Source organism: Microcoleus sp. S1D4 (genome assembly GCF_036700765.1).
GTDB lineage: Bacteria > Cyanobacteriota > Cyanobacteriia > Cyanobacteriales > Microcoleaceae > Microcoleus.
In genome coordinates, this window is sequence record NZ_JAUBPP010000010.1 from 193969 (window position 1) to 219517 (window position 25549).

28 protein-coding genes and 1 pseudogene are annotated in these 25549 nt (G+C 43.4%); 19 read left to right on the forward strand and 10 right to left on the reverse strand.

Going from position 1 to position 25549, the window contains the following annotated elements:
• Positions 1 to 500: 500 nt before the first annotated feature.
• Both QT998_RS13180 and QT998_RS13185 read right to left on the reverse strand, forming a co-directional pair.
• Positions 501 to 4112 carry a zinc-ribbon domain-containing protein gene (locus QT998_RS13180; RefSeq protein ID WP_333118676.1) on the reverse strand — a complete coding sequence of 1204 codons (3612 nt, stop codon included), beginning with the start codon at positions 4110 to 4112 and terminating at the stop codon, positions 501 to 503.
• A gap of 599 nt (positions 4113 to 4711) precedes the next feature.
• Complete coding sequence (locus QT998_RS13185; protein ID WP_333087268.1) at positions 4712 to 4948, reverse strand: hypothetical protein; 237 nt, start codon at positions 4946 to 4948, stop codon at positions 4712 to 4714.
• A gap of 277 nt (positions 4949 to 5225) precedes the next feature.
• Between QT998_RS13185 and QT998_RS13190 the strand changes: the two genes are divergently transcribed.
• Positions 5226 to 5405, forward strand: a complete 180-nt coding sequence (locus QT998_RS13190) for a hypothetical protein (RefSeq protein ID WP_333118678.1) — start codon at positions 5226 to 5228, stop codon at positions 5403 to 5405.
• Here the strand turns inward: QT998_RS13190 and QT998_RS13195 are convergent.
• A complete protein-coding gene (locus tag QT998_RS13195; RefSeq protein WP_333118680.1) occupies positions 5402 to 6361 on the reverse strand; it encodes a cation diffusion facilitator family transporter in 960 nt (319 codons plus the stop codon). The genes QT998_RS13190 and QT998_RS13195 overlap by 4 nt on opposite strands.
• Before the next feature lie 241 nt (positions 6362 to 6602).
• Here QT998_RS13195 and QT998_RS13200 point away from each other — a divergent pair, with 241 nt between their 5' ends.
• Positions 6603 to 6950 (forward strand): hypothetical protein, encoded by a 348-nt coding sequence (locus QT998_RS13200; RefSeq protein WP_193974387.1) that lies wholly within the window; start codon positions 6603 to 6605, stop codon positions 6948 to 6950.
• An 85-nt stretch (positions 6951 to 7035) separates the two neighbouring features.
• Here the strand turns inward: QT998_RS13200 and QT998_RS13205 are convergent, their stop codons facing one another.
• The 7 genes from QT998_RS13205 to QT998_RS13235 form a co-directional block, all read right to left on the reverse strand.
• Complete coding sequence (locus tag QT998_RS13205) at positions 7036 to 7182, reverse strand: hypothetical protein (protein WP_333118681.1); 147 nt, start codon at positions 7180 to 7182, stop codon at positions 7036 to 7038.
• Between the two features lie 163 nt (positions 7183 to 7345).
• Positions 7346 to 8188, reverse strand: a complete 843-nt coding sequence (locus QT998_RS13210) for a sulfurtransferase (RefSeq protein WP_333087264.1) — start codon at positions 8186 to 8188, stop codon at positions 7346 to 7348.
• Positions 8189 to 8202: 14 nt separating this feature from the next.
• Entirely contained in the window at positions 8203 to 8850 is a 648-nt protein-coding gene (locus QT998_RS13215) for a type IV pilin-like G/H family protein (RefSeq protein ID WP_333087263.1), read from the reverse strand.
• Positions 8851 to 8854: 4 nt separating this feature from the next.
• On the reverse strand, positions 8855 to 9916 hold the full coding sequence (gene mtnA / locus QT998_RS13220) for an S-methyl-5-thioribose-1-phosphate isomerase (RefSeq protein WP_333087262.1): 1062 nt from the start codon (positions 9914 to 9916) through the stop codon (positions 8855 to 8857).
• A 300-nt stretch (positions 9917 to 10216) separates the two neighbouring features.
• On the reverse strand, positions 10217 to 10804 hold the full coding sequence (locus QT998_RS13225; RefSeq protein WP_333087261.1) for a TIGR04376 family protein: 588 nt from the start codon (positions 10802 to 10804) through the stop codon (positions 10217 to 10219).
• Positions 10805 to 11213: 409 nt separating this feature from the next.
• Positions 11214 to 12443, reverse strand: coding sequence for a hypothetical protein (locus QT998_RS13230; protein ID WP_333087259.1), 1230 nt, complete (start codon positions 12441 to 12443; stop codon positions 11214 to 11216).
• A gap of 574 nt (positions 12444 to 13017) precedes the next feature.
• The gene (locus QT998_RS13235; RefSeq protein ID WP_333118682.1) at positions 13018 to 14940 is read right to left on the reverse strand and encodes an ABC-F family ATP-binding cassette domain-containing protein; all 1923 of its coding nucleotides are present in this window, start codon (positions 14938 to 14940) and stop codon (positions 13018 to 13020) included.
• Positions 14941 to 15239: 299 nt separating this feature from the next.
• Here QT998_RS13235 and QT998_RS13240 point away from each other — a divergent pair, with 299 nt between their 5' ends.
• The 17 genes and pseudogenes from QT998_RS13240 to QT998_RS13320 form a co-directional block, all read left to right on the forward strand.
• The gene (locus QT998_RS13240) at positions 15240 to 15947 is read left to right on the forward strand and encodes a hypothetical protein (protein ID WP_333218035.1); all 708 of its coding nucleotides are present in this window, start codon (positions 15240 to 15242) and stop codon (positions 15945 to 15947) included.
• A 124-nt stretch (positions 15948 to 16071) separates the two neighbouring features.
• Complete coding sequence (locus tag QT998_RS13245; protein ID WP_333118685.1) at positions 16072 to 16326, forward strand: hypothetical protein; 255 nt, start codon at positions 16072 to 16074, stop codon at positions 16324 to 16326.
• A gap of 63 nt (positions 16327 to 16389) precedes the next feature.
• Positions 16390 to 16947, forward strand: a complete 558-nt coding sequence (locus QT998_RS13250; RefSeq protein WP_333118687.1) for a DUF262 domain-containing protein — start codon at positions 16390 to 16392, stop codon at positions 16945 to 16947.
• 60 nt (positions 16948 to 17007) lie between these two features.
• The gene (locus QT998_RS13255; protein ID WP_333118688.1) at positions 17008 to 17712 is read left to right on the forward strand and encodes an MAE_28990/MAE_18760 family HEPN-like nuclease; all 705 of its coding nucleotides are present in this window, start codon (positions 17008 to 17010) and stop codon (positions 17710 to 17712) included.
• A gap of 107 nt (positions 17713 to 17819) precedes the next feature.
• Positions 17820 to 18074 carry a hypothetical protein gene (locus QT998_RS13260; protein WP_333087250.1) on the forward strand — a complete coding sequence of 85 codons (255 nt, stop codon included), beginning with the start codon at positions 17820 to 17822 and terminating at the stop codon, positions 18072 to 18074.
• A gap of 65 nt (positions 18075 to 18139) precedes the next feature.
• Complete coding sequence (locus tag QT998_RS13265) at positions 18140 to 18424, forward strand: type II toxin-antitoxin system RelE family toxin (RefSeq protein ID WP_333118690.1); 285 nt, start codon at positions 18140 to 18142, stop codon at positions 18422 to 18424.
• A 228-nt stretch (positions 18425 to 18652) separates the two neighbouring features.
• Positions 18653 to 19342 (forward strand): TMEM175 family protein, encoded by a 690-nt coding sequence (locus QT998_RS13270; protein ID WP_333218037.1) that lies wholly within the window; start codon positions 18653 to 18655, stop codon positions 19340 to 19342.
• Between the two features lie 78 nt (positions 19343 to 19420).
• A pseudogene (locus QT998_RS13275) lies at positions 19421 to 19588 on the forward strand (nucleotidyltransferase family protein); the annotation flags it as partial.
• Positions 19589 to 19716: 128 nt separating this feature from the next.
• Positions 19717 to 20292 (forward strand): Uma2 family endonuclease, encoded by a 576-nt coding sequence (locus QT998_RS13280; protein WP_333118692.1) that lies wholly within the window; start codon positions 19717 to 19719, stop codon positions 20290 to 20292.
• Positions 20293 to 20477: 185 nt separating this feature from the next.
• Positions 20478 to 20813: an NADH-quinone oxidoreductase subunit K gene (locus tag QT998_RS13285; RefSeq protein WP_194009618.1), complete on the forward strand. Its 336-nt coding sequence runs from the start codon at positions 20478 to 20480 to the stop codon at positions 20811 to 20813.
• Between the two features lie 9 nt (positions 20814 to 20822).
• The gene (locus tag QT998_RS13290) at positions 20823 to 22250 is read left to right on the forward strand and encodes a cation:proton antiporter (RefSeq protein ID WP_333118694.1); all 1428 of its coding nucleotides are present in this window, start codon (positions 20823 to 20825) and stop codon (positions 22248 to 22250) included.
• Positions 22247 to 22633 (forward strand): Na+/H+ antiporter subunit E, encoded by a 387-nt coding sequence (locus QT998_RS13295; RefSeq protein WP_333118696.1) that lies wholly within the window; start codon positions 22247 to 22249, stop codon positions 22631 to 22633. The genes QT998_RS13290 and QT998_RS13295 overlap by 4 nt, the downstream gene beginning before the upstream one ends.
• A complete protein-coding gene (locus tag QT998_RS13300; RefSeq protein ID WP_333087244.1) occupies positions 22630 to 22881 on the forward strand; it encodes a hypothetical protein in 252 nt (83 codons plus the stop codon). Before QT998_RS13295 ends, QT998_RS13300 begins: the two co-directional genes overlap by 4 nt.
• Positions 22878 to 23183: a monovalent cation/H(+) antiporter subunit G gene (locus QT998_RS13305; RefSeq protein ID WP_333087243.1), complete on the forward strand. Its 306-nt coding sequence runs from the start codon at positions 22878 to 22880 to the stop codon at positions 23181 to 23183. The genes QT998_RS13300 and QT998_RS13305 overlap by 4 nt, the downstream gene beginning before the upstream one ends.
• Entirely contained in the window at positions 23180 to 23794 is a 615-nt protein-coding gene (locus QT998_RS13310; RefSeq protein WP_333087242.1) for a DUF4040 domain-containing protein, read from the forward strand. Before QT998_RS13305 ends, QT998_RS13310 begins: the two co-directional genes overlap by 4 nt.
• Complete coding sequence (locus QT998_RS13315) at positions 23791 to 24453, forward strand: Na(+)/H(+) antiporter subunit B (RefSeq protein WP_333118698.1); 663 nt, start codon at positions 23791 to 23793, stop codon at positions 24451 to 24453. Before QT998_RS13310 ends, QT998_RS13315 begins: the two co-directional genes overlap by 4 nt.
• Positions 24454 to 24808: 355 nt before the next feature.
• On the forward strand, positions 24809 to 25549 hold a 741-nt coding region (locus QT998_RS13320; RefSeq protein ID WP_333218039.1), incomplete at its 3' end, for a proton-conducting transporter transmembrane domain-containing protein.

A 25549-nucleotide genomic window follows, 5' to 3' on the forward strand; every position in this document is an offset into this window, starting at 1 on the left:
ACGGTTTCGGTCTGCGTTTCAACACTCCTTGTTCATAACGCTCATGTCGAATCGTGAGTAAATTAGTTGCCACCTGTTCCAACAGTAATTGATGTCATTGGAGCTGTTGACCTTTTCCTGTAGTTGCCAACAGCGTCAATAGACCTCTTGCGAAAGTCTCAGGCGATGGCTAATTTATCTTCAAAGAAAATTCATAATTATAAATACCAGCAATCAAATTAAATCTTAATCAGAAGCGTCTTCTTTGATTCCGATATCTTGATGAAAGTATTCTAAATATATTTAGGGTTTGCTGAATAATCGATCGCAATTGCTAATGTCATAGGCTCTACCAAGTTACTACTTCTATATTAGCAAGCATCTGTTATGGTTCTAGATTACCGCAGTTTTTTCGTGAAAGTCGATCGCCCGTATGGCCCCAGAAAACTTGAAACTCAAGCGAAATTTGCAAATCCGCCCTCAAAATTGCGCGACAACGATTTGTTAGCCCGCTCGGTACACTAGAGTTGTACTCTAATTTGTGAGAGTTCAACCTCTTCTGATTTGATTGCTTGAATATACCGGAATTTCCATACCTCGGTATTTTCAATTATTCTAAAACCTGCTAGTTCAAGCCCTCTTACAAACCTTTGAATATCTTTAATGTGGGAAGTTACTTCATAAATCCAGAGTTGTCCATCAAGTTTGAGTGTCCGGGCTGCTTCTCGAATATAATCAGAGATATTCAAACCTATAAGTGACAAATTAAACATAGCAACGTCCAGACAGCTATCCTCTAAAGGCACACGAGTCATATCGCACTCGATGACTGAATCATTGATAGCAATGAAATCAAAACTGTGAACTGTATGCTTACCAGTAAGAGTTTTAGCTATCAGTGCTTCCCCACAACCAAAATCAGCCACTACTAAATCCGAGCGCTTCTGAAGCCACTTGATAGCCTCCTCATAAGGAGTAACTGACCAGGTTTTTCGAGCTTCTTGATAAAGCGTATGGTATTGCATCCACTCTTCAGGATTGCCTTGTAAGCGTTCGTAGGTAGTGTGACTGTAGCTGCTATTCCAACGAGCATTCATACGGCTAAAATCACCATACTGAAAATTGCGTCGCTGCACATCTATAGGGTCAACATCTGGAAGTGGAACAAAGATTCTAGGGCGAATAATTGATTTTTGTTCGCCTGTTTTCAATCGTTCTAACCACTGCCGCAAGTCTCGAAATGCTTGAGATTCTGTACGTAGCTGACCTTGAGGCATCACACCATCAACCGCAGCATCGGCAACTGTTTGTTTGTTTTGTAACCGAGCTAATCGCCCCTCATCCCAACTCCAGCGTTCTCCGTTGTCTAAACCATAAGTTACAGGCATGAGGATAGTGAGAGTATCGTGAATTTGCCCCTGACGATTCAATCGCCCTTCTAGCTGCTCTAATTCAGCACTTGTCCAGGGTGGAATATTCAGAATTAGGCGATCGCAAACTCGTTGAAATCCATCGACACCAGTAGCCATTGCACTACTAGCAATCAAAATGTCTGTAGAGCCATCAATAAAATTGTTACGGCCACTCTTATCTCCCCCCATGTGAAAACCGACAGTCCATCCTTCTCCCTCGATCGCCTCTTTTAGCTGATCGACAATGCCCTCAACGTAATGAGTATAAACAATTGTTTTTGGTTGAAGTTCCTTCAAAATCGCTGGAATTCTGGCGCGGGTAAGGATTTGCTCCATCTTTAGAAGAGATGTAGCTTTTTCTCGCATTTCATCAACCAAGTGAGTACAATTAACTGGAATCGTAACCCTGTTGATTTTGATCTTAGGCTTGACTCTGGAACGAATTCCCAGAGTAACAAGTGCCTGATGTAAACGCATACAGTTGTTAAGCGTAGCTTTTTCACCTAAATCAGATCGTTCTATACCTGTTACTAATTCAACTAAACTTTTACCTTCTTTTAGATTATTAATTACAGGAGTTGCACTCATTCCCAGCACATGAAGTTCAGGATTGTTCTCAGTTGCATTCGTAATCAGTGCAAGAACCATCTGTCGCCGTTTAGATGGATCGTCACTACGATGTTTACAACGATGAATCTCATCTACAATAATCAGGTCAATTTTGTATCGTTCTAGCAGTTGTCGAATGTGACCAGGTGTTGAGGGTTGCTGGAACATTTCATGATTCAGCAGAATGTAGTGATGTCCCTCCTCAATCTCTAACCAATGAGGATTGAAATTTTTTATTGTTACTCGACTATCAGGAAAAACGTGCTTGATTTCTCCATGCCAGTTTGGAATTGTGTCTAATGGACAAATAATTATTGTGAGATGAGCATCAATAATACGGCTGCTCAGAATACCACCAATTGTTTTACCTGTTCCTGTTAACGAAAGATTTAACATTCGCTTTCGATTGCGTAGCTGTACCGCCGTCAACTTCTGCATTAAGTTTGGAGGGGTAATTTTGCCATTAATGCGGAATGCCCAACCTGACGGAATTTGCATATCCCGCGCTTGGTTGTATTCGTCAAGAAATAGATCTCTCACCTGACGACCATAACCCTCATCAGTAAATGCTTCTACACCTTCAACAGCAGATTCATCCTCAAAAACTTCTGCCCAAATCCGATTAAGCCTAGAAGCAATAAAGAAATCAATCGCCTCTTGATCTGCTGAAGCAACAACTTGACTACTTAGAAATTCTAGACTTTTTTGTACTTTTACTTTTGGCAGTTGATTAGATTCATTAAGTTGTTCTGTGGAATCACTGTTTGTTTCAAAAGTTTGAGAGGCTTTATCAACAATTTTAAGTTCAGAATCAGCTTTTAAATCATCATTTGAGACACTCTCGACTTCTGAGGTTTTGATGGTCTTACCTTGAATTACATCTCGAAGTTTTTGCCCTGCTAGTTTACCTTTGATAATATTTTTTACAATCTTGAGTCCTTCAGAATTCTGCGTATTTAAAACACCTGATTGCTCAAATATTTTGTACAGTTCTGCTTGGGTTAGGTTGGGAATGTGAACTTCTAAACTAGCTACAAACTGACGAATTGCTTCTAAAGACCAGCCAAAACAACGAGCGCATCCGCTATTACCTCGACTCCAAGAAGCTCTCGTAATACTATTAATCTTAGTTTTCCATTCATATCCATCTATAGGACATTTAAACCAAGCTTCTTTGCTACTACCAGTAGTAATTTTAGCTGGATCTAGTGCTAATTCATTATTCTTTGTGTAATTCCAATAATTATCCACCAATTCTGCATAGGTTTTTATCAGACTGGATTGTTTTTTATATTTATCAGTTCTTCCTGAACATTTAGGACAACCACTATTTCCTTTTTTCCAAGATACTTTGATTTGAGAAAGAGGAGCTACCCACCCATAATCATCTATAGGACATTTAAACCAAGCTTCTTTTGCTGATCCCATTGTTAATTTCATGGGATCAAGTCCTAGTTCATGATTTGCGTCGTAAAACCAATACTTCGCAACTTCATCAGGAAATTCAACTGCTATTGGCTCTCTACGGTGCCATTCACCACGCTTGCGCTCATCAGTTCCATTGCAAACTCGGCATCCGGGATTACCCTTTGACCATTGTTGATTGATTGTTATGGAAATTTTTGTTTGCCATTCATTGCCATCATGGGGGCATTTAAGCCAAGCTTTTTTATTACTACCTAAAGAAAGGGTTGCAGGGTCTAAATTAAGTCCTTTATTTTTTTCGTAATCCCAGTATTGACTAACAAGTTCAGGATAAACTTCTATTAAACTAGCCTGTTTTTCAGCCTTCTTTTTTCTACCTGCACACATTGGGCATCCACTTGTTCCCTTATCTTTCCAGATGGCGGCAATATCACCAACTTTCTTTTTCCAAGAGTGTCCATCAAGAGGACATTTAAGCCATATATCCTGGAGTAAAGTTCTAGAAACAACATCTTCAGGCTTTAGATCTCCATTTTTATCATAGTCCCATAATTTTGCAACTCGTTCTGGATAGAGGACAGCCAAGCTTCTTGAATAGAGTTCTTTCTTTAACCGTTCTTCTTTCTCTTGTTCAGCAAGTGCTTTCACTCTCTCTTCAGCAAGTTTGTCTTTCTTGCGTTCTTCCAAATACTCATGGAATGCAGGATTAATATTCAGAACTTGCCGGACTCTTTCTCTGCTTAGTCCATGCTGATCACCTATCTCTTGATAACTGAGTCCTTGTTTGTAGAGTTATAGAAACTGATTACTTTTCTCAAGTTTTGCCTCTCTAATTTTAGTTAATTTAGATGATTATTTTTTGCTTTCACTTTCTGCTTCTGGTGAAAAATCTACTCCTCCATCATCATTCTGCCCTTGCCAAATTTGACAAACAGCCTGCCCTAAATTGGTTAGAGAAACCCGATCGATCCTCTTTTAATTGAACAAGACCTCTATCCTGAAGACTGAGTAATGTGCTTTTGACAGAGGTAAATTTTTTGATGGGTTCAGAGGATAAATATAGCGATTGAAGAATGAGTTTCTGCATCCTACCAAACCCCTTTCTAGCCTCTCGGATATTGTACGCATCATCCATAGCTCAACCTGAATAATTAGAGGTGTCTATGTACTATTTTATAGATAAATGCGGAATATATGCCTGATATAGCCCAAAAACAAATCAGGAGATTTTAGACTAACGGGAGGTCATTGATCCGGGGCTAATGCGGTTGGTGATTTAGACTTGGTTATGGGATGAAACTTACCAAAGTTAGATGGGTGAACTTACCGCCGACGGCATTCGTGACTTCCGCACGACCTATGGGCAGACCACAAACCCTAGCAGTTTCCCCCTTTTTCAATTTACCGGAACCTTCCATAGCAAATAGATCAACAATTGACCCGGGGCGTTGCTTAATCAGGGTATGAAAAAAATAAGTTGAAAATTCAGAAGTTTTGTGGATTCTGGTTTCTATGACTTGCATATTTAGCCTTTCATACCGTAAATCAGCAACGCCTGACCCGGAGGTGGTTGGGAGCTTTGGGCTCCCAAGTCGAAATTCTGCTACCTTGGGACTTGCGACAGAAAATGGCCGTATAAATCCAAAAAACTACCAACTTGTAAGTAGTAAGACACAATTAATTACACAAAACTCTGGGCTACAAGCCTTGTCTAGTAAAGAATCAGCAAAAAATCAGTGTGTAATTAATTCTGTCCAATTACTTACCATAGTCTTTTGATCGATAATTATCAAATTTATTGTGGAAAACTTGCCTTTTCCTGTGGAAAACCCCCCTTTTCCTGTGGAAAAGCGCCACAAAATTAAGTGTGCTCGCTTGAATCCGATTGATAAAATTTCAAAAAATCTAGGAATGCCGATCGCCCAAAAAGGCTTTCTTGCTCAATCCCAGAGTCTGCTGTTTGCTGCCGGTACAGCCTAGATATTTCCTCCTTCCTGCATCCTCTTTCCTGCTTCATTCTCTTGAGAATCGTAGCTAATTCGATCGGACTCGTAAGCCGGAGGCTCGACGTGAATTAAGATGCGTACAGGGCTGAAACGTTCTTCCAAACGGGCTTCTACTTCTTCTGTAATCTGGTGAGCAGTTTCTACATCAGCCGCATTCACAATCATGTGCATATCAATAAACACTTGACGCCCGATCGCACCGCGAGAGGCGATCGAGTGACAGTTGACAACACCCGGTACATCCATTGCGATCGCGTGGATCGCTTCCGGGGCGATCGCCATTTCATCCACCAACCAAGGCAGATTTTCCCTTAAAACTTTCCAACCGCTGCTAAATACCAAAACAGCCACAGGAAAAGACAAAAACACGTCTAGGGATTGCAATTGAGGTATATTCCAAACCTGCCCTTGCCAAACACCAATCAACCCAGCAATTACCATAATTGTCACCCAAACATCGCTCATCGTGTGCTGAGCGTCAGCCACCAAAATCGCGCTACCGAGACGTTTCCCAACCCTGCGCTCGTAAAAAGTGACAAAAATATTAATCCCCAGTACGAGCAGCAATATCCACAGTTCATTTGGGGATATTTTGACAACTGTGCCACCTTTGAGCAACCTTTCAACAGCGCCGCTGAGAATTTCAAAACAGGCAATTCCCAGAAAAACAGCTATTCCCAGAGCTCCGAGAGCGTCAAATTTCTGGTGTCCGTAGGGATGATCGCGATCGGGCTGCGGATTGGCATAATGATTAGTTACCAATCCTAAAATATTATTAGCGCTGTCCGTGACGCTGTGCAAAGCATCTGCCAGCAAACTGAGGGAACCAGTCAGCCATCCCACGGCTGCTTTAATTGCCATCACCAGCAAATTTAGCAATAAGGTAATTATTAAAACCTTGCGGATTTCGGAACGGTTATCGGCAACCATAAAATCTCCTCGATCGGCCATCAAGTGTTATTGCTTCTAGTTTAAAGCCGATCGAGCGATCGCAAATTAAAAGTATTGTAGAATCTAGGTTGCGGTTAGATTTACATTCATTAATTTTGCCCAGCTTCTTGAGACAAATTGTAATTAATAGCATTCTTGCAGTCCAATTTAGCTGGCGGGTACTTCTTTTGGGTTACTATATCTTTTATCATTAACAATTGTATGTTAAATTTCATTGCCCATGTCTCTTTCTCCCCTGACACTGAATTTAATTGAAGGTTCTGTTTCCTTTAGCTTTTCCCCGCAAGCCGCGCGGGATTTGCAAAGCGAGATTGCAGCTTTGATGGACAGCTTAAAAGCCGTAGCAGCCAAAACCGCTGGCGCTAAAGCTTCTCCCCAAAAACCGATGGAATATCGGTATGCGGGGGATGTATTTTTGGAGGTTTTTTGCAACCCGAATATCTGGCCAACTCCTTTTGCTGCGAAAGTGCTGATTACGGTTAGGGACGATCGCGTGCGCGTCACCACCGAAGCCGAACTCAGCCGCCTGCGCGACGATCTCGCTCAGTATATCGAACAAGTCGGTTGAGATGCTGCAACGTGAAACCCGCCGGTTTGTCAAGGTTAAATGCCCGATAAATTAGCCGGTTTTGTCACAGCGAAAATAGGGTAAGTCAGTTGTAGGGTGCAGGAGTTAGTTGAGAAACTCCAAGCTGACGCACCGGGATCATCTGGTGTTTTGCATTATATAGTGCGATCGTCCCCGCGAGCGTATTGTACAACTTGCGATCGCGATCGGGGGAGCATCTGTGTGCAAGCATTTATAGTGCGATCGTCCCCGCGAGCGGATTCTACTCGCTCGGAGGGACGATCGCACTATAATAAATAAAAAAATGCTTGTTGTAAAACTGAGATGCTCCCTACCACTGAAACTCTAAAGTGCGTCACCTATCGTTATTTCAACTATAAATTAAAAGCTCCAAACTAACGCGCCCTAGGTTTTTTTTCCAAAGGATAGCTATCCGCCGGCGCAGCCGACCATTCCCACATTGAACCTGCATAATTCTTAGCATTAAATCCCAAACTTGTCAAGACACAAGTTAACCATGCAGACCTAATTCCCCCAGTACAATAACTCACAATTTCAGTTGACTGCGAAACTCCTTTCTGCTGCAACATAGCGACAATTTCCTGGCGTTCCAGCAGTTTTCCCTGTTTGTCCATTAACTCTTTGTAGTAGAGATGCACCGCACCGGGAATGTGACCGCCCCTGGTTTCTCCGTAAGGCGTTTTACCTGCGTATTCTCGCGGTTCCCTCGCATCAATCACTGCTAAATTAGCATTGCCTAAAATAGCTTTTAAATCATCCCGATTAATTTCCCAATTCGAGCGGCGAGATACAATAAAATCTCCTGGCTGCGATGGATGATTTGTGCGGTTTGTGCGATCGATTCCAGCTTTAACAAAAGCTCGATATCCTCCATCGACAAACACAGCTTTTTCGTGTCCCAAAGTTCGCAGCATCCAAACAATCCGCCCGTCTTCGCCCCAGCCTTTCGCGGAATCCGCAATGACAATGACTGGTTGGTCTTGACAAATCCCCAATGCTTGCAATTTTTCTGTTAAAACTGCATCATCTTCGAGAATTTTACCTTGCTGCGGAAAGTCGGAACAGGCAAATTGCTGCCAAGTTACGGGAATAGCTGGCGGCAGACGGCAAAACCACTTTAAAACAGGTTCGCGAGCATCAAGCAGAGTCGCCCCTCCTAATAGCAATTGCTTAGCAATATCTGCGCTGACAATCCAATTGTCTGCCAAATTACACATAAATTAAAGATAGTTTATTTAACAATTTTTGCTGTTTTAGCAGCGCAGTTTAAAACCCCATTAGTATTAATGGGATTAGCTGGTTTAATCTTGCCGGAAGCTACATTTACGCACAAAATTGTTTGCCTCTTGTTGCCTACTAAAAAAACTCCTCCCACAAAACTTTTGAGATTAGCTTGATTCGACACTGCATAATTAAATACAGCTTTGTTGCCGGTATTAATTGAATATTTGTAATTAACTGTGTCAGCTTTAATGCGACCTAGACCTAGATTGGCAACAGAACTTGTAAAACCCGTATTGTTTGCATAGTAGGCTTGCTGACCTTTATTCATCGCTGCCACATATTGTTTAGCTGCTGATTCCTGAGCTTTCAAGGTTGGCGACAATTGAGCCTGAGCGACTGTAGCAAAAACTACTGGCAAAGTTATAGCTGCGATCGCAACTTTCCTCTGCCGATTGCGACAGCTACGAATCCGGCTTGTAGCATTGCTGCAAATTTGAGTCGCGCTAGGAAAACAGAACTGCTTTGTCCTAACAGTTGTTTGGCGTTCCTCTAAAAATTCTCCCTCAATCTTTCCCTGAAATTTATCGGCAAACCTACTTGACAAAAGCGGGATTATTTGCAACAACTTTGCGTGAATAGAGCGGGTGAGTAACATACAATTAAACTAATTGTTTTGCTTGAAACTGTTTCAATTTTCCAGGAGCAACCGTGCCGTGTTCCGTGATAATTCCTGAAATTAATTCGGCCGGAGTCACGTCAAAAGCGGGATTGTAAAATTCTACACCCTCTGGACAAATTCGCGTAGTTCCAACTTGATACATTTCCACAGCATTGCGTTCTTCAATGGGGATTTTGCGGCCGTCTGAAAGTTCAAAATCAATTGTTGATAAAGGTGCGGCGACAAAGAAGGGGACGTTGTGAGCTTTGGCAACAATTGCTAAACTGTAAGTACCAATTTTATTGGCTGCGTCGCCGTTAGCAGCGATTCTGTCTGCACCGACAACTACTGCGTGAATCATGCCGAGTTTCATGCAGTGGGCAGCCATATTGTCGGCTATTAATGTGACGGGAATTCCTTCTTGCACGCATTCCCAAGTTGTGAGTTTTGCACCTTGGAGACGGGGACGAGTTTCGTCTGCAAATACTCTACCGAGTCTGCCTTCTCGCCAAGCAGAACGAATTACACCTAATGCTGTTCCGTAGCCTGCTGTAGCTAAGGCACCGGCGTTGCAGTGAGTTAGTAAGTTCAATTTTTCGGGTGTTGCTGGCAGAACTTCTAAGCCTTTGTCGCCGATATCTTTGCAAGTTTGCAAGTCTTCGGCTTGAATGGTTTTTGCCATTTCTAACAAAGTTTTTTGGATTTGTTCGACGGAACCGCTAGTTTTTTCGGCTGTTTTGAGCATTCGGGATATCGCCCAAAACAAATTAACGGCTGTGGGACGAGTCGATCGCAATAATTCACCAACTTGTTCTAGTTTAGCGAGAAATTCGGTGCGATCGCCCGTTTCAATTTCTCTCGCGCCCAAATACATCCCGTAGGCTGCCGCTACGCCGATCGCCGGAGCACCTCGGACTATCATAGTTTTAATCGCCTCAGCCATATCTTGAGAGTGGCGAATTTCGACAGTGCCGTATTCTTGAGGCAGTCGGTTTTGGTCAATTAGCAGAACTCTGTCTTCTTTCCAAGTGATGGGGGAAACCGGGGAGTTTTGAGCGGTCATCAATTTCAGTTATGTGAGGGACAAGTTTCTATGATGCCATAAAGGCGACTATTTCTCTATGTTATGGGTGACAGGCTGGATTTGCCAAAATCGTCCCTACAATCTGAGAATGCTATTTAATCTCAAATAGACTTGCTGCATAAATTTTTGATCTATCGGTCATATGATGTCCCATTGACCGCAATCAGATTCGTTCGTAGTGCGGACTTAAGTCCTCCGCCAAGCAAGCGTATGCAAGTCCGCACTACAAACCTTTTTTGTGACAATGGTCTGTTCGTTTAGTCGGATCGCTATAGATAATTATCTGCCTATGTTGCGCTTCATGCGATCGAGTTCTTCCTGAGCTTCCCAGTGTTGAAACTTGTCTTCGAGAGGGTCTGCAGCATTAAAACTGTTATAATTATAGGTTTGATTCCAACCCTTGGTATCCCAATTCTGCTCTGCTTTAGTAGTAGTTTGAGCGGCCGCGGCCACAGCCGCTTCCGCTGCTTTTGAGCGAACTTCTTTTCGCCGCAATTGAATTTGGCGGTACAGTTCTTTTGCTCTTTCAATTCGTTCTTTGCAGCCCTGCATTTGTCCCCAGCGCTGATTTCCCTGACGCAGCAAAGCCGCTTGTCGCTCTTGGGCTGCTTGAGCTAAATCCAGCCTTTGAGCTGCTTTAGCTTTGTTTGCTCGATCGTTCCAGCGTTGAATTTCTTGGGCGGCAGAGAGAATTTCTGCTTGCAGTGTTTTTTCTTGTTTCTGGATTTCGAGAATCAGCCGCAGAGTATCTTCTTCTTGTTCCTTGAGTTGTTCTTCTATTGCTTGCAATTCCAGATGGGGATTGCTGCGTAAAAATTCTTCTAATTTGGTCTCTAGAAAGCGGCTGAAATCGTCAAATAAGCCCATTTTTTTTATAATTCCTCAGTTATTGGTTATTGGTTATTAGTTATTGGTTATTAGTTATTGGTTATTAGTTATTGGTTATTAGTTATTGGTTATTGGTTATTGGTTATTGGTTATTAGTCATTAGTCATTAGTCATCAATCATTTGTTGTGGCTTATTATAGCTTTTCTTAAAAAGATGAGGTGCACTCCTATTCCCTGAATATCGGGACTTTAAAGCCTTATTACATACCTCACTTTTTTGAGAAAGGCTATATATAACTCTTTTCAACCTTTGTGAAGTACAGCCTCATAATTGCCAATTACCAATTACCGATTACCCAATTACCGATCACCAACCCGTAACAGATGACTAATGACTAATGACTAATGACTAATGACGGATGACTGATGACTAATGACTAATGACCTATTAGAACTTTTGACCGACAAAAACCGATCGCACATCTCCGCCCTTGCGGATCACAGCTTCTTGATTTTTGATTTCTGCCAGAGTCCAACCGCTAGCGCCGATGCTTTCGCCCACATAAATTCTGCGGGCTACGCCGTCTACTTCAAACAAAGCAGCAGATCGATCGCCCAACTCCAAAATTCCCACCAGCGTGTGCGCGGAAGTCGAGGCGCTGCTGACGGCAGGTGCCGATTCCCTCGCTGCTGGTGCCGGCGCAGATTGGCCTGCTGCTGGTGCCGGTTCGGTTTCGCGAGCCAAAATCTTCGGCTGGGGAGCCTCCGACTGGGCGGGGGCAGCGGCCACGGGACTTCGATTCCCGGCTGCTGCGATCGCCCTACCCGAGACTGAAGCAGCCGACGAGGGAGAACCTGCGACGGTTTGAGGAGCCTGAGTCACCGTCACCTGAGCTGGAGGAGCCGGAGCCACCGTCACCTGAGCGGGGGGAGGGATGACTACGACTTGGGGCGCGGGTGCTCCCGGCTGCGCGGCGACTTGTTCTAGGGCATCAGCGATGCGGTTGACTGCTGTGGAAAGACCTGCGGTTGGTGGCGGCGCGCCGGAAATTGCAATGCTCGGCAGCGTCCCTGGTGTGGCGGCTCCAGGAAGTCCGGCAAGTTGCGATTTGGACTGGGGTGCTTTGTTTTGTTCGATCGATACTAGCGAGCGCTGCGCGTATTCTACAAACTGCGTGTCTGGTGTTGTTTTCCCGCTTGCAGTTGGCGTTTCTGGTGCGGGGGCGACGGCGGCGGGCAAGCGTACCAGTCCAGATCTGCTGGCGAGCCACAATCCCATGACTAATAGCAGCGATCCAAATGCTGCTCCCAGCAGGATTTTGTCGAATGATTGTTTAGACTGCTGTTTTTTGGTTGTTTCTAGAGCGACTTGGCGGGCGAGCGCTTCTACGTCTTTTTCGCTAGCTTGCGGAGACTGGGGTGTCAACTGCGACAAAACTATTTGAGGTACCGAGATCGATTTGAGCGCCACGAATTCTGGCCGTGTCGGCTCGGCTGGCAGTCCGCCGCTGCCGTCGCAGGCTCGATCGACTCCTTCAAACAGTTCGTCCATCAACCGATCGGCGTAGGACTCAACTGCCACTGCTTCGGCTGGAACTTTTTCGACTGTCGCCACTACGGCGATCGGATCTGACGTTGATTCCAAAGGCATCTGTTTGGCGATTACTTTTTGAGACATAGTTTTCTGTTTGCTCCCGCTCGACAACCCTGAGATTGTCTGGTTCAGACTTCTACAAGATACTTGTGATGTTGACCAATTCTTTGCTCAGAACAGGTCAATTGTAGCTTAACCTCACCATATTTTAGTGGTCAATCAATTTACTTTGCCCGATCGACTTTTGTTGTACTTACTTTTGGGCTTTTTGACGCTTTTTTGCTACCGAGCTTACTCAAAATGACTGCTTATACACTTTTTACCATATTTGTCAACCCCGTTTAGCGGTAATTCGCCGATTTTGACATAAAACTTGAATTTGATGATAGAGGCTCGTAGTGCGGACTTCAGTCCGCCCTCATGTTGCGGACTTCAGTCCGCACTAAGAACCGGGTTGTGCGTGGGGACACGATATCATGTCTTGTTACCAAGTCAAGCTACTGGTTTGATCAAAGATTCTGTTGCTAATCTATCTCAAATTTTGACTGCGGAAAAAACGTTTTTAGGGGAGCGTGCGGAAGTGCTACCAAAATCTTGACAAGCACAAACAGGCTAAGGATTGCGATCGGTTTTGTATCTATAGTAGCACTGCCCAAAATTAACTCACCAGTTCCGCCAATTCCAACCAGCGCTCCGTCGCCCGATCGATCTCTTGAGTCAATTTCGCCAAACGATCGGATAATTTCTTCACCTCAGCAAACCCGCTCGGAGCATTGTTAGACAAAATCTTCTCAATCTCTGCTTTCTCAGATTCCAACTGCGGAATTTTAGTCTCTAACTGCTCGTATTCCCGCTTATCATTAAACGAAACTTTGGTAGACTTTGAAGTAACAGCTTTGGGTTTTGAGTTGTTAGATGCTGCGGTGCGTGCAAGTTTTTCTTTTTCTTTTTGTTCTTGCACTTCCTTGGCTTCTTCGGCTTTTTTATAGTCCAAATACACCGAGTAATTGCCGGGATACAAACGCAAATTGCCTCCTGGTTCCAAGGCGAAAACCATGTCGATCGTGCGATCGAGAAAATAGCGATCGTGGGACACCACAATCACGCAGCCGTTAAAATCTTCGAGATAATCCTCCAAAACCGCCAAAGTCTGCACGTCCAAGTCGTTTGTCGGTTCGTCCAGAATCAGCACGTTGGGCGCGCTCATCAGCACCTTCAACAGAAATAACCGGCGCTTTTCCCCGCCGGAAAGTTTGTTAATCGGTGCATACTGTTGAATCGGCGGAAACAGAAACTTTTCCAACATTTGAGAAGCGGTAATGATTTCCCCGTCCGCCGTTTGCACCAACTCCGCCACACTTTTCAAATATTCAATAACTCGCTGGTCTTCATTCGGTGTCAAATCCTCTGAATGCTGGTCAAAATAACCGATATGAATGGTTGTGCCAATTTCGACAGTACCCGAATCCGGCTGAATGCGTCCGGTGATGATATCCATCAATGTCGATTTTCCCGCACCGTTGCAGCCAATAATTCCAATCCGGTCTTCGGGAGTGAAATTGTAGGTAAAATCTTTAATTAAAGTGCGATCGTCGTAAGCTTTACTGATATTCAGTAACTCAATCACCTTCTTACCAATCCGGCGGCCCGCTGTGGCAATTTCGACTTTGCCGTTGGCTGTTTTGAATTCCTCTGCTCTCATGTCTTTAATGCGATCTATCCGGGCTTTTTGCTTGGTACTGCGCGCCTTCGGCCCTTTTTTGAGCCATTCTAACTCGCGCCGCAATACTCCCGAGAATTTGCGCTGAGTGCTGGCGGCGGATTCTTCAGCTAGGGCTTTTTTCTCCAAGTAATAAGCGTAATTTCCAGCATAATTGTAAAGGTCGCCGCGATCGATCTCTAGGATGCGATTGGTGACGCGATCGAGAAAATAGCGATCGTGGGTAATCAGCAGCAGTGCACCGCGATAGCCGTTCAAATAGTTCTGCAACCACTCCACAGACAGCGCATCCAAGTGGTTTGTCGGTTCATCCATCAGCAACACATCGGGTTCGGAAAGTAAAGCCGTTGCTAAAGCAATTCGCTTGCGGTAGCCGCCGGACAAATCGGAAATTTTCGCATGAAAATCCTCAATTCCCAGCTTAGTCAAAATCAATTTCGCCTTGGTTTCCAAATCCCACGCATCCACCTGATCAATGCGTTCGGACACCGCAGACAGGCGCGCCATTAACTTGTCGGTATCGCCTTTTCCGTGGGACAATTGATCCGAAATTTCCTCATATTCGCGCACTAAAGCCATTTGTTCGCCGCTGTCGGCAAATACTTGCTCTAAAACCGTATGATTTTCGTCTAAATCGGGCTGTTGCGGGAGATAGACAATTGTAGACCCTGGATTGACCCAGCGATCGCCAGAGTCGATCGACTCCATACCGGCAATCATTTTCAGCAGGGTGGATTTCCCGGAACCGTTGGTGCCGATGAGTCCGACTTTATCGCCTTCATCGAGGCTGAAACTGGCATCTGTCAAGAGTTCCTTGATGCCGAAGTCTTTTTTGATCGATCGCAGAGTAAAAATAGTCATGAGTATATAAGATCGTTTACCTAACTTAGTTTAGCGCTGATGGGGATTTAAGCTTACTTGTGGTAGTATCGACTTCAACTTGAAGCAAGGGTTGAGCTAGAACAAATATTTCAGGCTCTTCAAGCAAAACTCTCTCAATAAACTATCAGGGAATAATAGGGCGCTGTACCGGATCGTAATTCCGCTGGGCTCATTGCAGTCGCTCAAGGCGATCGCACGCACACCCATTTTTCCAATTCTCATCCCATCTTCGCCGCGCCTGTCTTTCGATCGATCGGAGAGTAAAAATAGTCATGGTTATGGATTTAGATGAAAGAAAGTTTGCCGTCAGGCAGTTTTACGAGCAGTTTTGGAAAGCGAACCCTGAAGTGACTTTATACGAGACAGTAGTTTGTAATAAATGCCCTGACGTTTGCCCGATTTATCAAAAAATTGCCAGTCTTAAATTGTTGGCAAAGTTTGTTAGTTCAGGTTTTGATTGTGTAGAAATCCAAAGAGCGCAGCAGAATATTCCTCAAGCTGTTTCTGATGCTTTCGAGCGTCACTTCTGGTATTCCCAGTGGACGCTTAGTGAATTATGTCTGGTAAAGATTCCGATCGCTGGACAAGACACATTTTTTTTGTTCGTTGCAGGCTTGTGTGATGATGGTTGGGAAAACAATACTAGCTTTATCGAAATTTTTTCCGAGCGAGGTGAGTTTATCGGCGCAACAGATTTGTTCTCCGATCGAGCAGTGAAATGGAGAGAAAAACAATTCACCAATCAGGACTATCAATACATTACAGGTGAGCCTCCGCCTCCTTGGTCTAGAGATATTTCTAACGATATATCATACGACGAACCTTTATCGCCTGAAGCAATCCTCGCAGAGAATTTGTCCTGCCTGTCATTAGAGATAGTTTACTATGATGAACCTTTCTGGTCAGAAGAAATGCTATGGCAATCTGCTGTAAAAATTGAGTATGAAGGGGCCGTTGTTCGTTATGTTCTTTATGAAACAAATTAATATAATACTGAGGTAATATTGTAATACACAAAGATTTGATTGATTGAAATAGCGACCGCCCGTGGGATTTAAAAACAAAAATCCTCTGCGGTAAAATTAGAAATAAAGCACGGATAATTCCCAGATGAACGATCGCTCCTCAGCAGATTTGATATCACCCGCAGAGTTACACCGCCAGCTTAATGACCTACTCCAGCAACTATCACCAGAACGATTACAGGTGCTTGCTGATTTTGCGGCTTACTTAGCAAATGCTGAAAGCGAAGCTGCAACTCAAGAACTTTTGGAAATTTCTGGATTGCTAGAGCGAGTTAAGCAAAATCAAGCAACCCCTAAAACTGATTGCACAAACTGGAAAAGTCTTCGCAATGTACTATAATATAGATACCAACAAAAGTTGGAGTATCTTTTTATATCCTTGTTATTATAGACGCAGGTGCTTATGTCTCAAGCAATTAGGCAAGACATCATCAATATCGCCGAAGAGCAGATTGACGAAATAAGGCAAAAGATTGACTACCATACCACAGAATACACCATCGAATTCATAGTCGATAAATACGTGGAACAAGATGATGGAGGGTTCAGTGAGATTTATATCCCTGAATATCAAAGAGAATTGATATGGGATATAGATCGTCAATCTCGATTCATTGAATCCATTATTATTGGTGTTCCTATTCCGGCCATGATTGTCGTAGAAATCTATGAAACTGGAAGACTAGAAATTGTGGATGGAGCTCAGAGGGTGATGACTCTGGCAGCTTTTCTGACAAATCAGTTGCAATTGAGTAATCTCCAAACATTAGATTCTCTAAATGGTTCCTATTTTAACGTTCTCGCACCCTCACGGCAAAGAAAGTTTAAATATACTTCGCTTAGAATGATAGTTCTCTCAGACAAAGCTGATGAAAAAGTAAAGAATGATATTTTCTATCGCATCAACACCAGTAATCTCGATCTAACTCCTAATTCTAATAGTCTGCTACCAAACTCATAAGCCTGAGAATATGAAACCAAGAATTGACTGTGCTAAGGATAAGCTTTTAAGTCAAAGCCTATGAAAGAGTTCATTAAAGACTTTAAAAGGCGAGTGGCAGAAATCCAGAAATATTTTGAATTAGTAGATAAAATTGAACAAATTGGTGCATTATCTTCTAAATCAATCATCTTCCCATCAGGTGAATATATTGTTGATAGCGAGATTCAAAAAATCTTGCAGTCTCATTGTTACTTGCTATTATACAATCTTGTCGAATCTTCTATCAGAAATGGTATAACTGCAATTCATGATGTTATTTTAGTCGAGCAATTAACTTATAAAGATTTAAGTCCGAAAATAAAGAGATTGTGGTTGCTGAACGATAAAAGTAAAAGTTTCAGAGACTCATATATCAAAAAGGATAACGTAGCTGACAATCTTCAGGAATTAATTAAATCGGTTTTGGATGATGAGATGGTTTTGTTAGATCCATCTAATATTCCCATATCGGGAAATTTGGATGCTAAAACTATCAAAGAACTCATAGATATGTATGGCTTCTTTGGAAATTTAGGAGTTGCGAGTAGAAAAATAGATGACATTCTGAATTTTGTGGTTAAGATTCGATGTGATTTGGCACATGGAAATGTTTCGTTTTGTGATGCTTCGAGTCAAATACTTTGGAGCAAGTTAGTTGATGACAAAGATAAATTGGTAAAATATCTAACTCATCTGCTGAATAATATTGATGATTACATTGAGAAGAAGAAATACAGAATCTAGCAGTCGATTTTGATGAGTAAACTTTGGCTAGATCGCGATAGCCAGTGGAGATTGACAAACAAAAATCCTCTGCGGTAAAATGAGGAAAAAGCACGGATAATTCCCAAATGAACGATCGATCCTCAGCAGATTTGATATCACCCGCAGAATTACACCGCCAGCTTAATGACTTACTCAAGCAACTATCACCAGAACGATTACAAGTGCTTGCTGATTTTGCGGCTTACTTAGCAAATGCTGAAAGCGAAGCTGCAACTCAAGAACTTTTGGAAATTTCTGGATTGCTAGAGCGAGTTAAGCAAAATCAAGCAACCCCTAAAACTGATTGCACAAACTGGAGAAGTCTTCGATCTGATGTATGAAGTTGTTCTCCATCCTGATGCTCAAAAGGTTTATGTCAATGCTGACAAAGCGCTAGCGAAAAAAATTGCCCGATGTCTGGAGCAGAAGCGAGCAAACTCCTCGGTTACACCCTAATATTAAAGCCCTCAAAGGAGATTATGCAGGGTACTATCGCTACCGAATTGGGGACTGCAGAGTCATTTACTCGATCGACGATGAAGTGGTGCAGGTATTTGTTATGGCGCGATCGCTCATCGCAGTGAGGCGTATGAACCGTGAGGGCGAGTTAGTCAGCCCAGCAACAAAAGTGATTAATTTAATCACTAAAAGGGCGATCGATCGCAGTTCCAACTGGATTCGCCGTCAATAAATTCTCTCTACTGCTCAAACTATTTATGTCAAATAACCGCGATCGCACTTCCTTAATCGATCGCTTTTTTTTCAACGACTGCTTCTCCCGTTCTACTCGTTGCTCGATCGGGTATTTATAAGAAGTCGTGCCGATCGACTGCTTAAACCACAGATGAGCGAAAAGTCCGTTAAGGTTATCTGTTTTCAGCCGAGATTAGGCAAGCAAAATGGTGGGCTTTGTGGGTAAGTGCAAGCGATCGCCGATCGAGGTATCACACATCACTGCAACCGACCTTATGCTAAATTATTGTTGGAAGTACAAGCGATTGGCAGCGCAAGCAGAAAAGGAGGATATACAAAAATGGGTAAAGGCAGGTTAGAAGCGTTCAGCGACGGTGTAATCGCCATCCTCATCACCATTATGGTGCTCGAATTGAAAGTGCCCCATCAAGCTGATTTAGCTGCGCTGCGTCCGCTAGTTCCAGTATTTCTGAGCTATGTACTCAGTTTTATTTATCTGGGTATCTACTGGAACAACCACCATCACTTGTTACAGGCGACTCGGCACGTCAATGGTAATGTTTTGTGGGCTAATCTGCATCTGCTGTTCTGGTTGTCACTGATTCCCTTTGTCACTGCCTGGACAGGCGAGAATCACTTCGCGGCCTGGCCAGTTGCGCTTTATGGCACTGTGCTGTTGTTGGCTGCGATCGCTTACTTCATTCTTACTCGTGTCCTTATTTCTTACCACGGTAAAGATTCTACTCTGGCAATTGCACTTGGGCGAGACTTTAAGGGTAAGGTATCAGTAGTGATTTATGCAGCAGCAATCCTGCTTTCCTTTGTGAACTCGTTGTTTGCTTTCATGCTGTATGTTTTAGTTGCGATCGTGTGGCTGATCCCCGATCGGCGTATTGAGAAGATACTGACTTCGTGAAGAATATTAGGGGGAGTTTAACGCTCATTCTCCGTCTTACCAATTACCAATTACTAATTACCAAATGATGACTTTCATGCAGAAAGCGACATCGATATCCTAGTTGCTTTTGCCCCCACAGCCAACTGGAGTCTACTCGATCGCGCCCAAATGCAGGAAGAACTCGAAGCACTGCTAAGCAGACCAGTTGATTTAATCAGTAAACAGGCGATCGAGCGCAGTTCCAACTGGATTCGTCGTCAATAAATTCTCTCTACCGCTCAAACTATCTATGTCAAATAGTCGCGAGCGTCAGCGCCCGAACAACTGGCTGTACCATTAAATCCATTGTCAGCAGTTTCAAAAACCCAACTCGCTACAATTACACTATTGATTTGCTCTCCCACATCATAATTGCGATTCCGTCTGGATTTAGCCCCCAAGATTACCTTTCCCTCGAACGCGATAATATCATCGGACATGAATATCGGCACGGTTTAGTCTACGCAATGGCCCGAAGTAGCGATAATCATAGCCGTCTCAGTATTAATTTTTTAACCGCAATTAATCTTCACCTGCGTGATGGCGACTGTCAGTTTTTTTCCAGTGATGTCAAGGTGAATTATGCCGATGCGTTTTTCTACTATCCAGATGCCTTTGTCACCTGCGATCCGCGCGATCGTTATGTGAAGCGCTATCCTAAATTAATTGCGGAAGTGCTATCCCCTTCCACTAAAAACTTCGATTGTAGCGATAAGTTTGCAGATTATCAACAGCTTAAATCCTTGGAAGAATATGTTTTAATCTCCCAGGATGAGATGCGGGTAGAATGTCGCCGTCAGGTGCAAGATGAGAACGGGGAACGTTGGGAAACGGTAGTTTATGGTGCGGGAGATAGAGCGATATTTCAGAGTATACAGCTTGATGTGTCGATCGAGGAGCTATATCGCGGTGTGAGTTTGGAGCGGTAGTCGATCGCGATACACAAAGAACACCCGCTGTCTGGCGAGAAAAGAAAAAATTGCGATCGCCCTTTCGCTGCATCACCAGCGCGATCGCCCTGATTGTAATCGCTACTCCAATTTAACACGCTTTTCCCATTAGTAGACCTAAATAATGTATGATGATCACCAAACCTTAAGCCACAAAAACTTCTGTGTTAGAAGCCTTCGTATTTGCCACCATACTGTGCGGATTTTTTGGTATCATCCTCAAAAAGAACCTGGTAATGAAAATCGTCTCTATGGACGTGATGAGTACCGGTGTAATTGCCTATTATGTCGTGATTGCATCCCTCAATGGCTTGTATACCCCAATTATGGGAGAAGTCAAAAATAGAGCTTACGCCGATCCAGTCCCCCAGGGGATCATCTTAACGGCGATCGTCATAGGCTTTTCAATTCAAGCCCTGATGCTGGTGGGTGTGATGAAGTTAGCACGAGACAATCCCACGTTGGAAACCAGCGAGATTGAAAAAAATAACACGCCCTAAAACCAATCAATGAATATCCTGACGATCGCTTGGCTGACACTACCATTTTTGATCGGGTTCGTGATTGCTCTCATCCCAAAGCTTGACAAATATCTCGCCTTGGGGATCACCTTTGTTTCGGCTGGCTACGCGCTGCTGCTATTTCTCGAACAGTCACCCGTTAAACTACAGTTACTAGATAATTTCGGTGTCGAATTAGTCGCAGATAATTTAAGCGCCTACTTTATCTTGACAAATGCGATCGTAACTGCTGCAGTAATTTTCTACTGTTGGGACAGCGGTAAAACAGCTTTCTTTTACTCTCAAATGATTATTCTGCACGGGAGTATAAATTCTCCGTTTGTTTGTGCAGATTTTGTCAGTTTATATGTCGCCTTAGAAGTCAGCGGGATTGCTGCTTTTCTGTTAATTGCCTATCCTCGCACCGATCGCTCTTTATGGGTAGCTTTGCGCTATCTATTTATCAGCAACACCGCCATGCTATTTTATCTGGTGGGCGCGGTGCTAGTATATCAAACCCATAATTCCTTTCTGTTTGAGGGTTTAAAAGGTGCGCCGCCGGAAGCTTTAGCCCTGATATTTCTAGGATTGTTGATTAAAGGGGGGATTTTTGTATCGGGATTGTGGCTGCCGCTAACTCACTCAGAATCAGAAACCTCAGTCTCAGCATTACTATCAGGAATTGTCATCAAAGCCAGTATTTTACCTCTCTTGCGCTGTGCTTTAATTTCCGACGAGCTTGGTAATATTGTCAGGATTTTTGGCGTAGGAACAGCCTTGATGGGGGTACTTTATGCCATCTTTGAAAAAGATACAAAACGGATGTTAGCCTTCAGCACAATTTCCCAGTTAGGCTTTATTCTCGCAGCACCTGCAGTAGGGGGATTTTATGCTCTGGCTCACGGTTTAGTGAAATCAAATTTATTTTTAATTGCCGGCTCATTACCAAGTAGAGACTTCAAAGAACTGCAATCTAAGCCGATAGAGCGAAATCTTTGGATTGCCCTAATTATCGCTAGTCTCTCGATTTCTGGCTTTCCTTTGTTGGCAGGATTTGGGTCTAAAGTGTTGACATTAAAAAGTTTAGCACCTTGGCAGGCGATCCCGATGAATATCGCCGCACTTGGCACAGCCATAGCCTTCGCTAAATTCATCTTTCTGCCCCGTGGAGACAAACAAGAAATCAAAATCGGTTTGTGGCTAGCGATCGCACTTTTAACGAGCGGGCTAATTATCGCAAATGTGGTGTACTTAGATGCTTATACGGTTGAGAGCATCATCAAAGCAATTGGCACGATCGCGATCGGGTGGCTGATTTATGTTTTAGTTATTAAACGGTTGGCGATCGCACTGCCGCGTGTAGTTGAGGAATTCGATCATCTGATCGGTGTGATGAGTCTAAGTTTGATCGTACTCTTTTGGATGGCATTAGCATGATTGGAACTTTGATATTACGATTGACGATTTGGTTTTTGCTAACTTCCGATCTGAGCGTAGCAAATATCATCATTGGTGTGCTGATTGCATTTCTCCTCCCCCGTGGCTATACATCCCCGGAAAGGTTTAAGGATTGGCTAAAAATGATTAAAAAAATTATGATTGCGATTCCGGTAGCATACATTGAAGCCTTTGAAATTATTGTCAATCCCCACAACGGAGAAGACATGATTCTGGAACGGGTAAAACTCAAAAGGTCGCCGATCATGATATTTTTGGATGTATTTGTGATTACCTTTACACCCAAAACAATTGTTGTGAGACACAACCACGCAGGTTCCTACGAAGTCCACAGGGTTCTGCCGACGAGGAAAAATCCATGAACTTGGTACTAATTGCAATGATTGCAGCTATGCTCATCCCCATGTACGAAGCATGGAAGGATGATGATATTTGGCAGAAAATGTTGGCATTGGCCAGTATTTCCACAAAGGCAGGAATTATGACTTTGTTCATATCTGTCTTGCGCGATGATTGGATGATTGGCGCTGTGGGGGCGATTATCCTCACCGTAGGAAATGCGGGATTAATGCTGTTGGCACATATCATAAAACGACTTGACAACCTATGAGTATTGATGTTTTGAGTTATTTTTTGATGGTTGTAGGAGTATTCTTCTGGTTTTGGGGAACTTCTCACCTACTGGGCAAGCGATCGGTATTATTTAAGTTACACAGTCTTTCAGTTTCCGATACCTTGGGATCGATGGCGATCCTCGTGGCGCTGCTGCTACAAATACCCAGTGAATGGCCCCTGCTAATTTTGGCGATTATTTCCTTAGCAATTTGGAATACAATGCTGGGGTATGTTTTTGCACACTGTTCCAGTGACGGGGAAGAAAATCAGACGGAGTTTCCACCGGAGATATTATGAATGATGATAGCTACATTTATATTTTAACTGCACTGTTGCCCTTGGCTGCTTGCATGGTGGTAGTTCAGGTGAATCCCTACCATGCCCTAGTCATTCGCGGCATATTAGGTGCGATCGCAGCGTTGATCTATTCAGTGTTTGGGGCTGCGGATGTGGCCTTGACAGAAGCATTGATGGGTACGATGCTGGCAATAACGCTTTATGCCGTGGCGGTGCGATCGTCCTTGGTGATGCGTTTGGGCGTGTTGGAAGAGGAGAAAGTCGAGTCTCAGGGCGATGTTTTGAAAGTAGTAATGAGCGTAAAAAGTCCCCGCGATTTTAACTCCTTGATGCAGGAGTTTCGGCGAATTTTTGGTCAATATTATCTCCGTATTGAGGTAGTACCTTTCACCTGTGCGGAGGCTTTACACCGCGCCCTGATGGAGAAAGAAATTCATGCAACTTGTGTGCCTGTGGTAGATAGCGATAGCGCAGGTGTGGCAGAAACCAAACATTATAAAACTGTCACGAGAATCCAACGGCTGTATGACATCATGCAGCCGGAAATTTCATCAATAAACACGAGTCTCGATTATAAACTTGCTTCAGGTTCAGGGGAGGATTATCAATGAAATGGGTTTACATTGGGGCGGGGATATTGCTTTACATCAAAATGCTGTTTTTTGCGAACCCAACGTCAGGTGTATCGGGATTGGCAATAGTAGAATTGATTGTCAAGGATAGCGGGATTCCGAATGCAGTATCGGCGATTATTTTCAGAAATCGGCTCTATGACACGATTTTTGAAGTGGTGGTATTTACGATCGCCATTATGGGAGCTAAATTTCTGTTGGCTACAGAAAACCCGTCCTGCACAATTTATCAGTTTACGGATCAACCATCTATTATTTTATCCCGTTTAGGAGCAACTATTGCGGCTTTGGTGAGTATTGAATTGTCACTGCGCGGGCATTTGACTCCGGGGGGCGGTTTTGCGGCGGGTGTAGCGGGCGGAACTGCGATCGGCTTGGTAGCAATTACTTCATCATCCGAGTGGATGCAGCGGATTTATGAAAAATGGCACGCGGCGACATGGGAGAAGATTTCGGTGCTAGTTTTTATTCTTTTGTCTGCGATAACTTTATGTGGGATAGAGTTGCCGCATGGAGAGTTTGGAGCATTAATTAGTGGTGGGTTGCTTCCTTTGTTGAATATTTTGGTGGCGCTGAAAGTTGCCTTGGGTTCGTGGGCGGTGGTGTTAGTTTTTATTCATTATCGCGGCTTGTTGTGATGGATTGTAGCATTCATAATTGCTTAGCAGGAGCGATTAAAATGCTGGCTACTTGAAAAATAGAAATCTCTATTAAACTTCTCCTCAAAAGCCTGTAAAGAGCAGGCATCCTGCCTGCTCCACAACAATTATTGGAGTTGTCTGTTGTCAACAGTGTAAAACCATTCTCATCAAAGGGCGATCGACTAAGATCCTGTCTGGTGGATTAGCCACAATAAATAAAGTTCGCACTACGAACCTGGTTAATCGATCGGATATGATATAACTCGCCGGCAAACATATTTCCATCCCCGATCGACTTTTTGATTCAGTTTTTGATGCGATTGAAAAAAATAACACGCCCTAAAACCCATTAATGAATATCCTGACGATCGCTTGGCTGACACTACCATTTTTTATTGGGTTCGTGATTGCTCTCATCCCAAAGCTTGACAAATATCTTGCCTTGGGTATCACCTTTGTTTCGGCTGGCTACGCGCTGCTGCTATTTCTGGAAAAGTCACCCTTAACGCTAAAATTACTAGATAATTTCGGTGTCGAATTAGTCGCAGATAATTTAAGCGCCTACTTTATCTTGACAAATGCGATCGTAACTGCTGCGGTAATTTTCTACTGTTGGGACAGCGGTAAAACAGCTTTTTTTTACTCTATGATGATTATTTTGCACGGCAGCATAAATGCTCCCTTTGTCTGTGCAGATTTTGTCAGTTTATATGTCGCCTTAGAAGTCAGCGGGATTGCTGCTTTTCTGTTAATTGCCTATCCTCGCACCGATCGCTCTTTATGGGTAGCTTTGCGCTATCTATTTATCACCAACACCGCCATGCTATTTTATCTGGTGGGCGCGGTACTAGTCTATCAAACTCATAATTCCTTTCGTTTTGAGGGTTTAAAGGGTGCGCCGCCAGAAGCTTTAGCCCTGATATTTCTAGGATTGTTGATTAAAGGGGGAATTTTTGTATCGGGATTGTGGCTGCCGCTAACTCACTCAGAATCAGAAACCTCAGTCTCAGCATTACTAAGCTGCTACGCAGCTAAACCGGATAAAATAGCATTGCCTTTATTTTTGATTTTTCGATCCCATTTAATAACCATT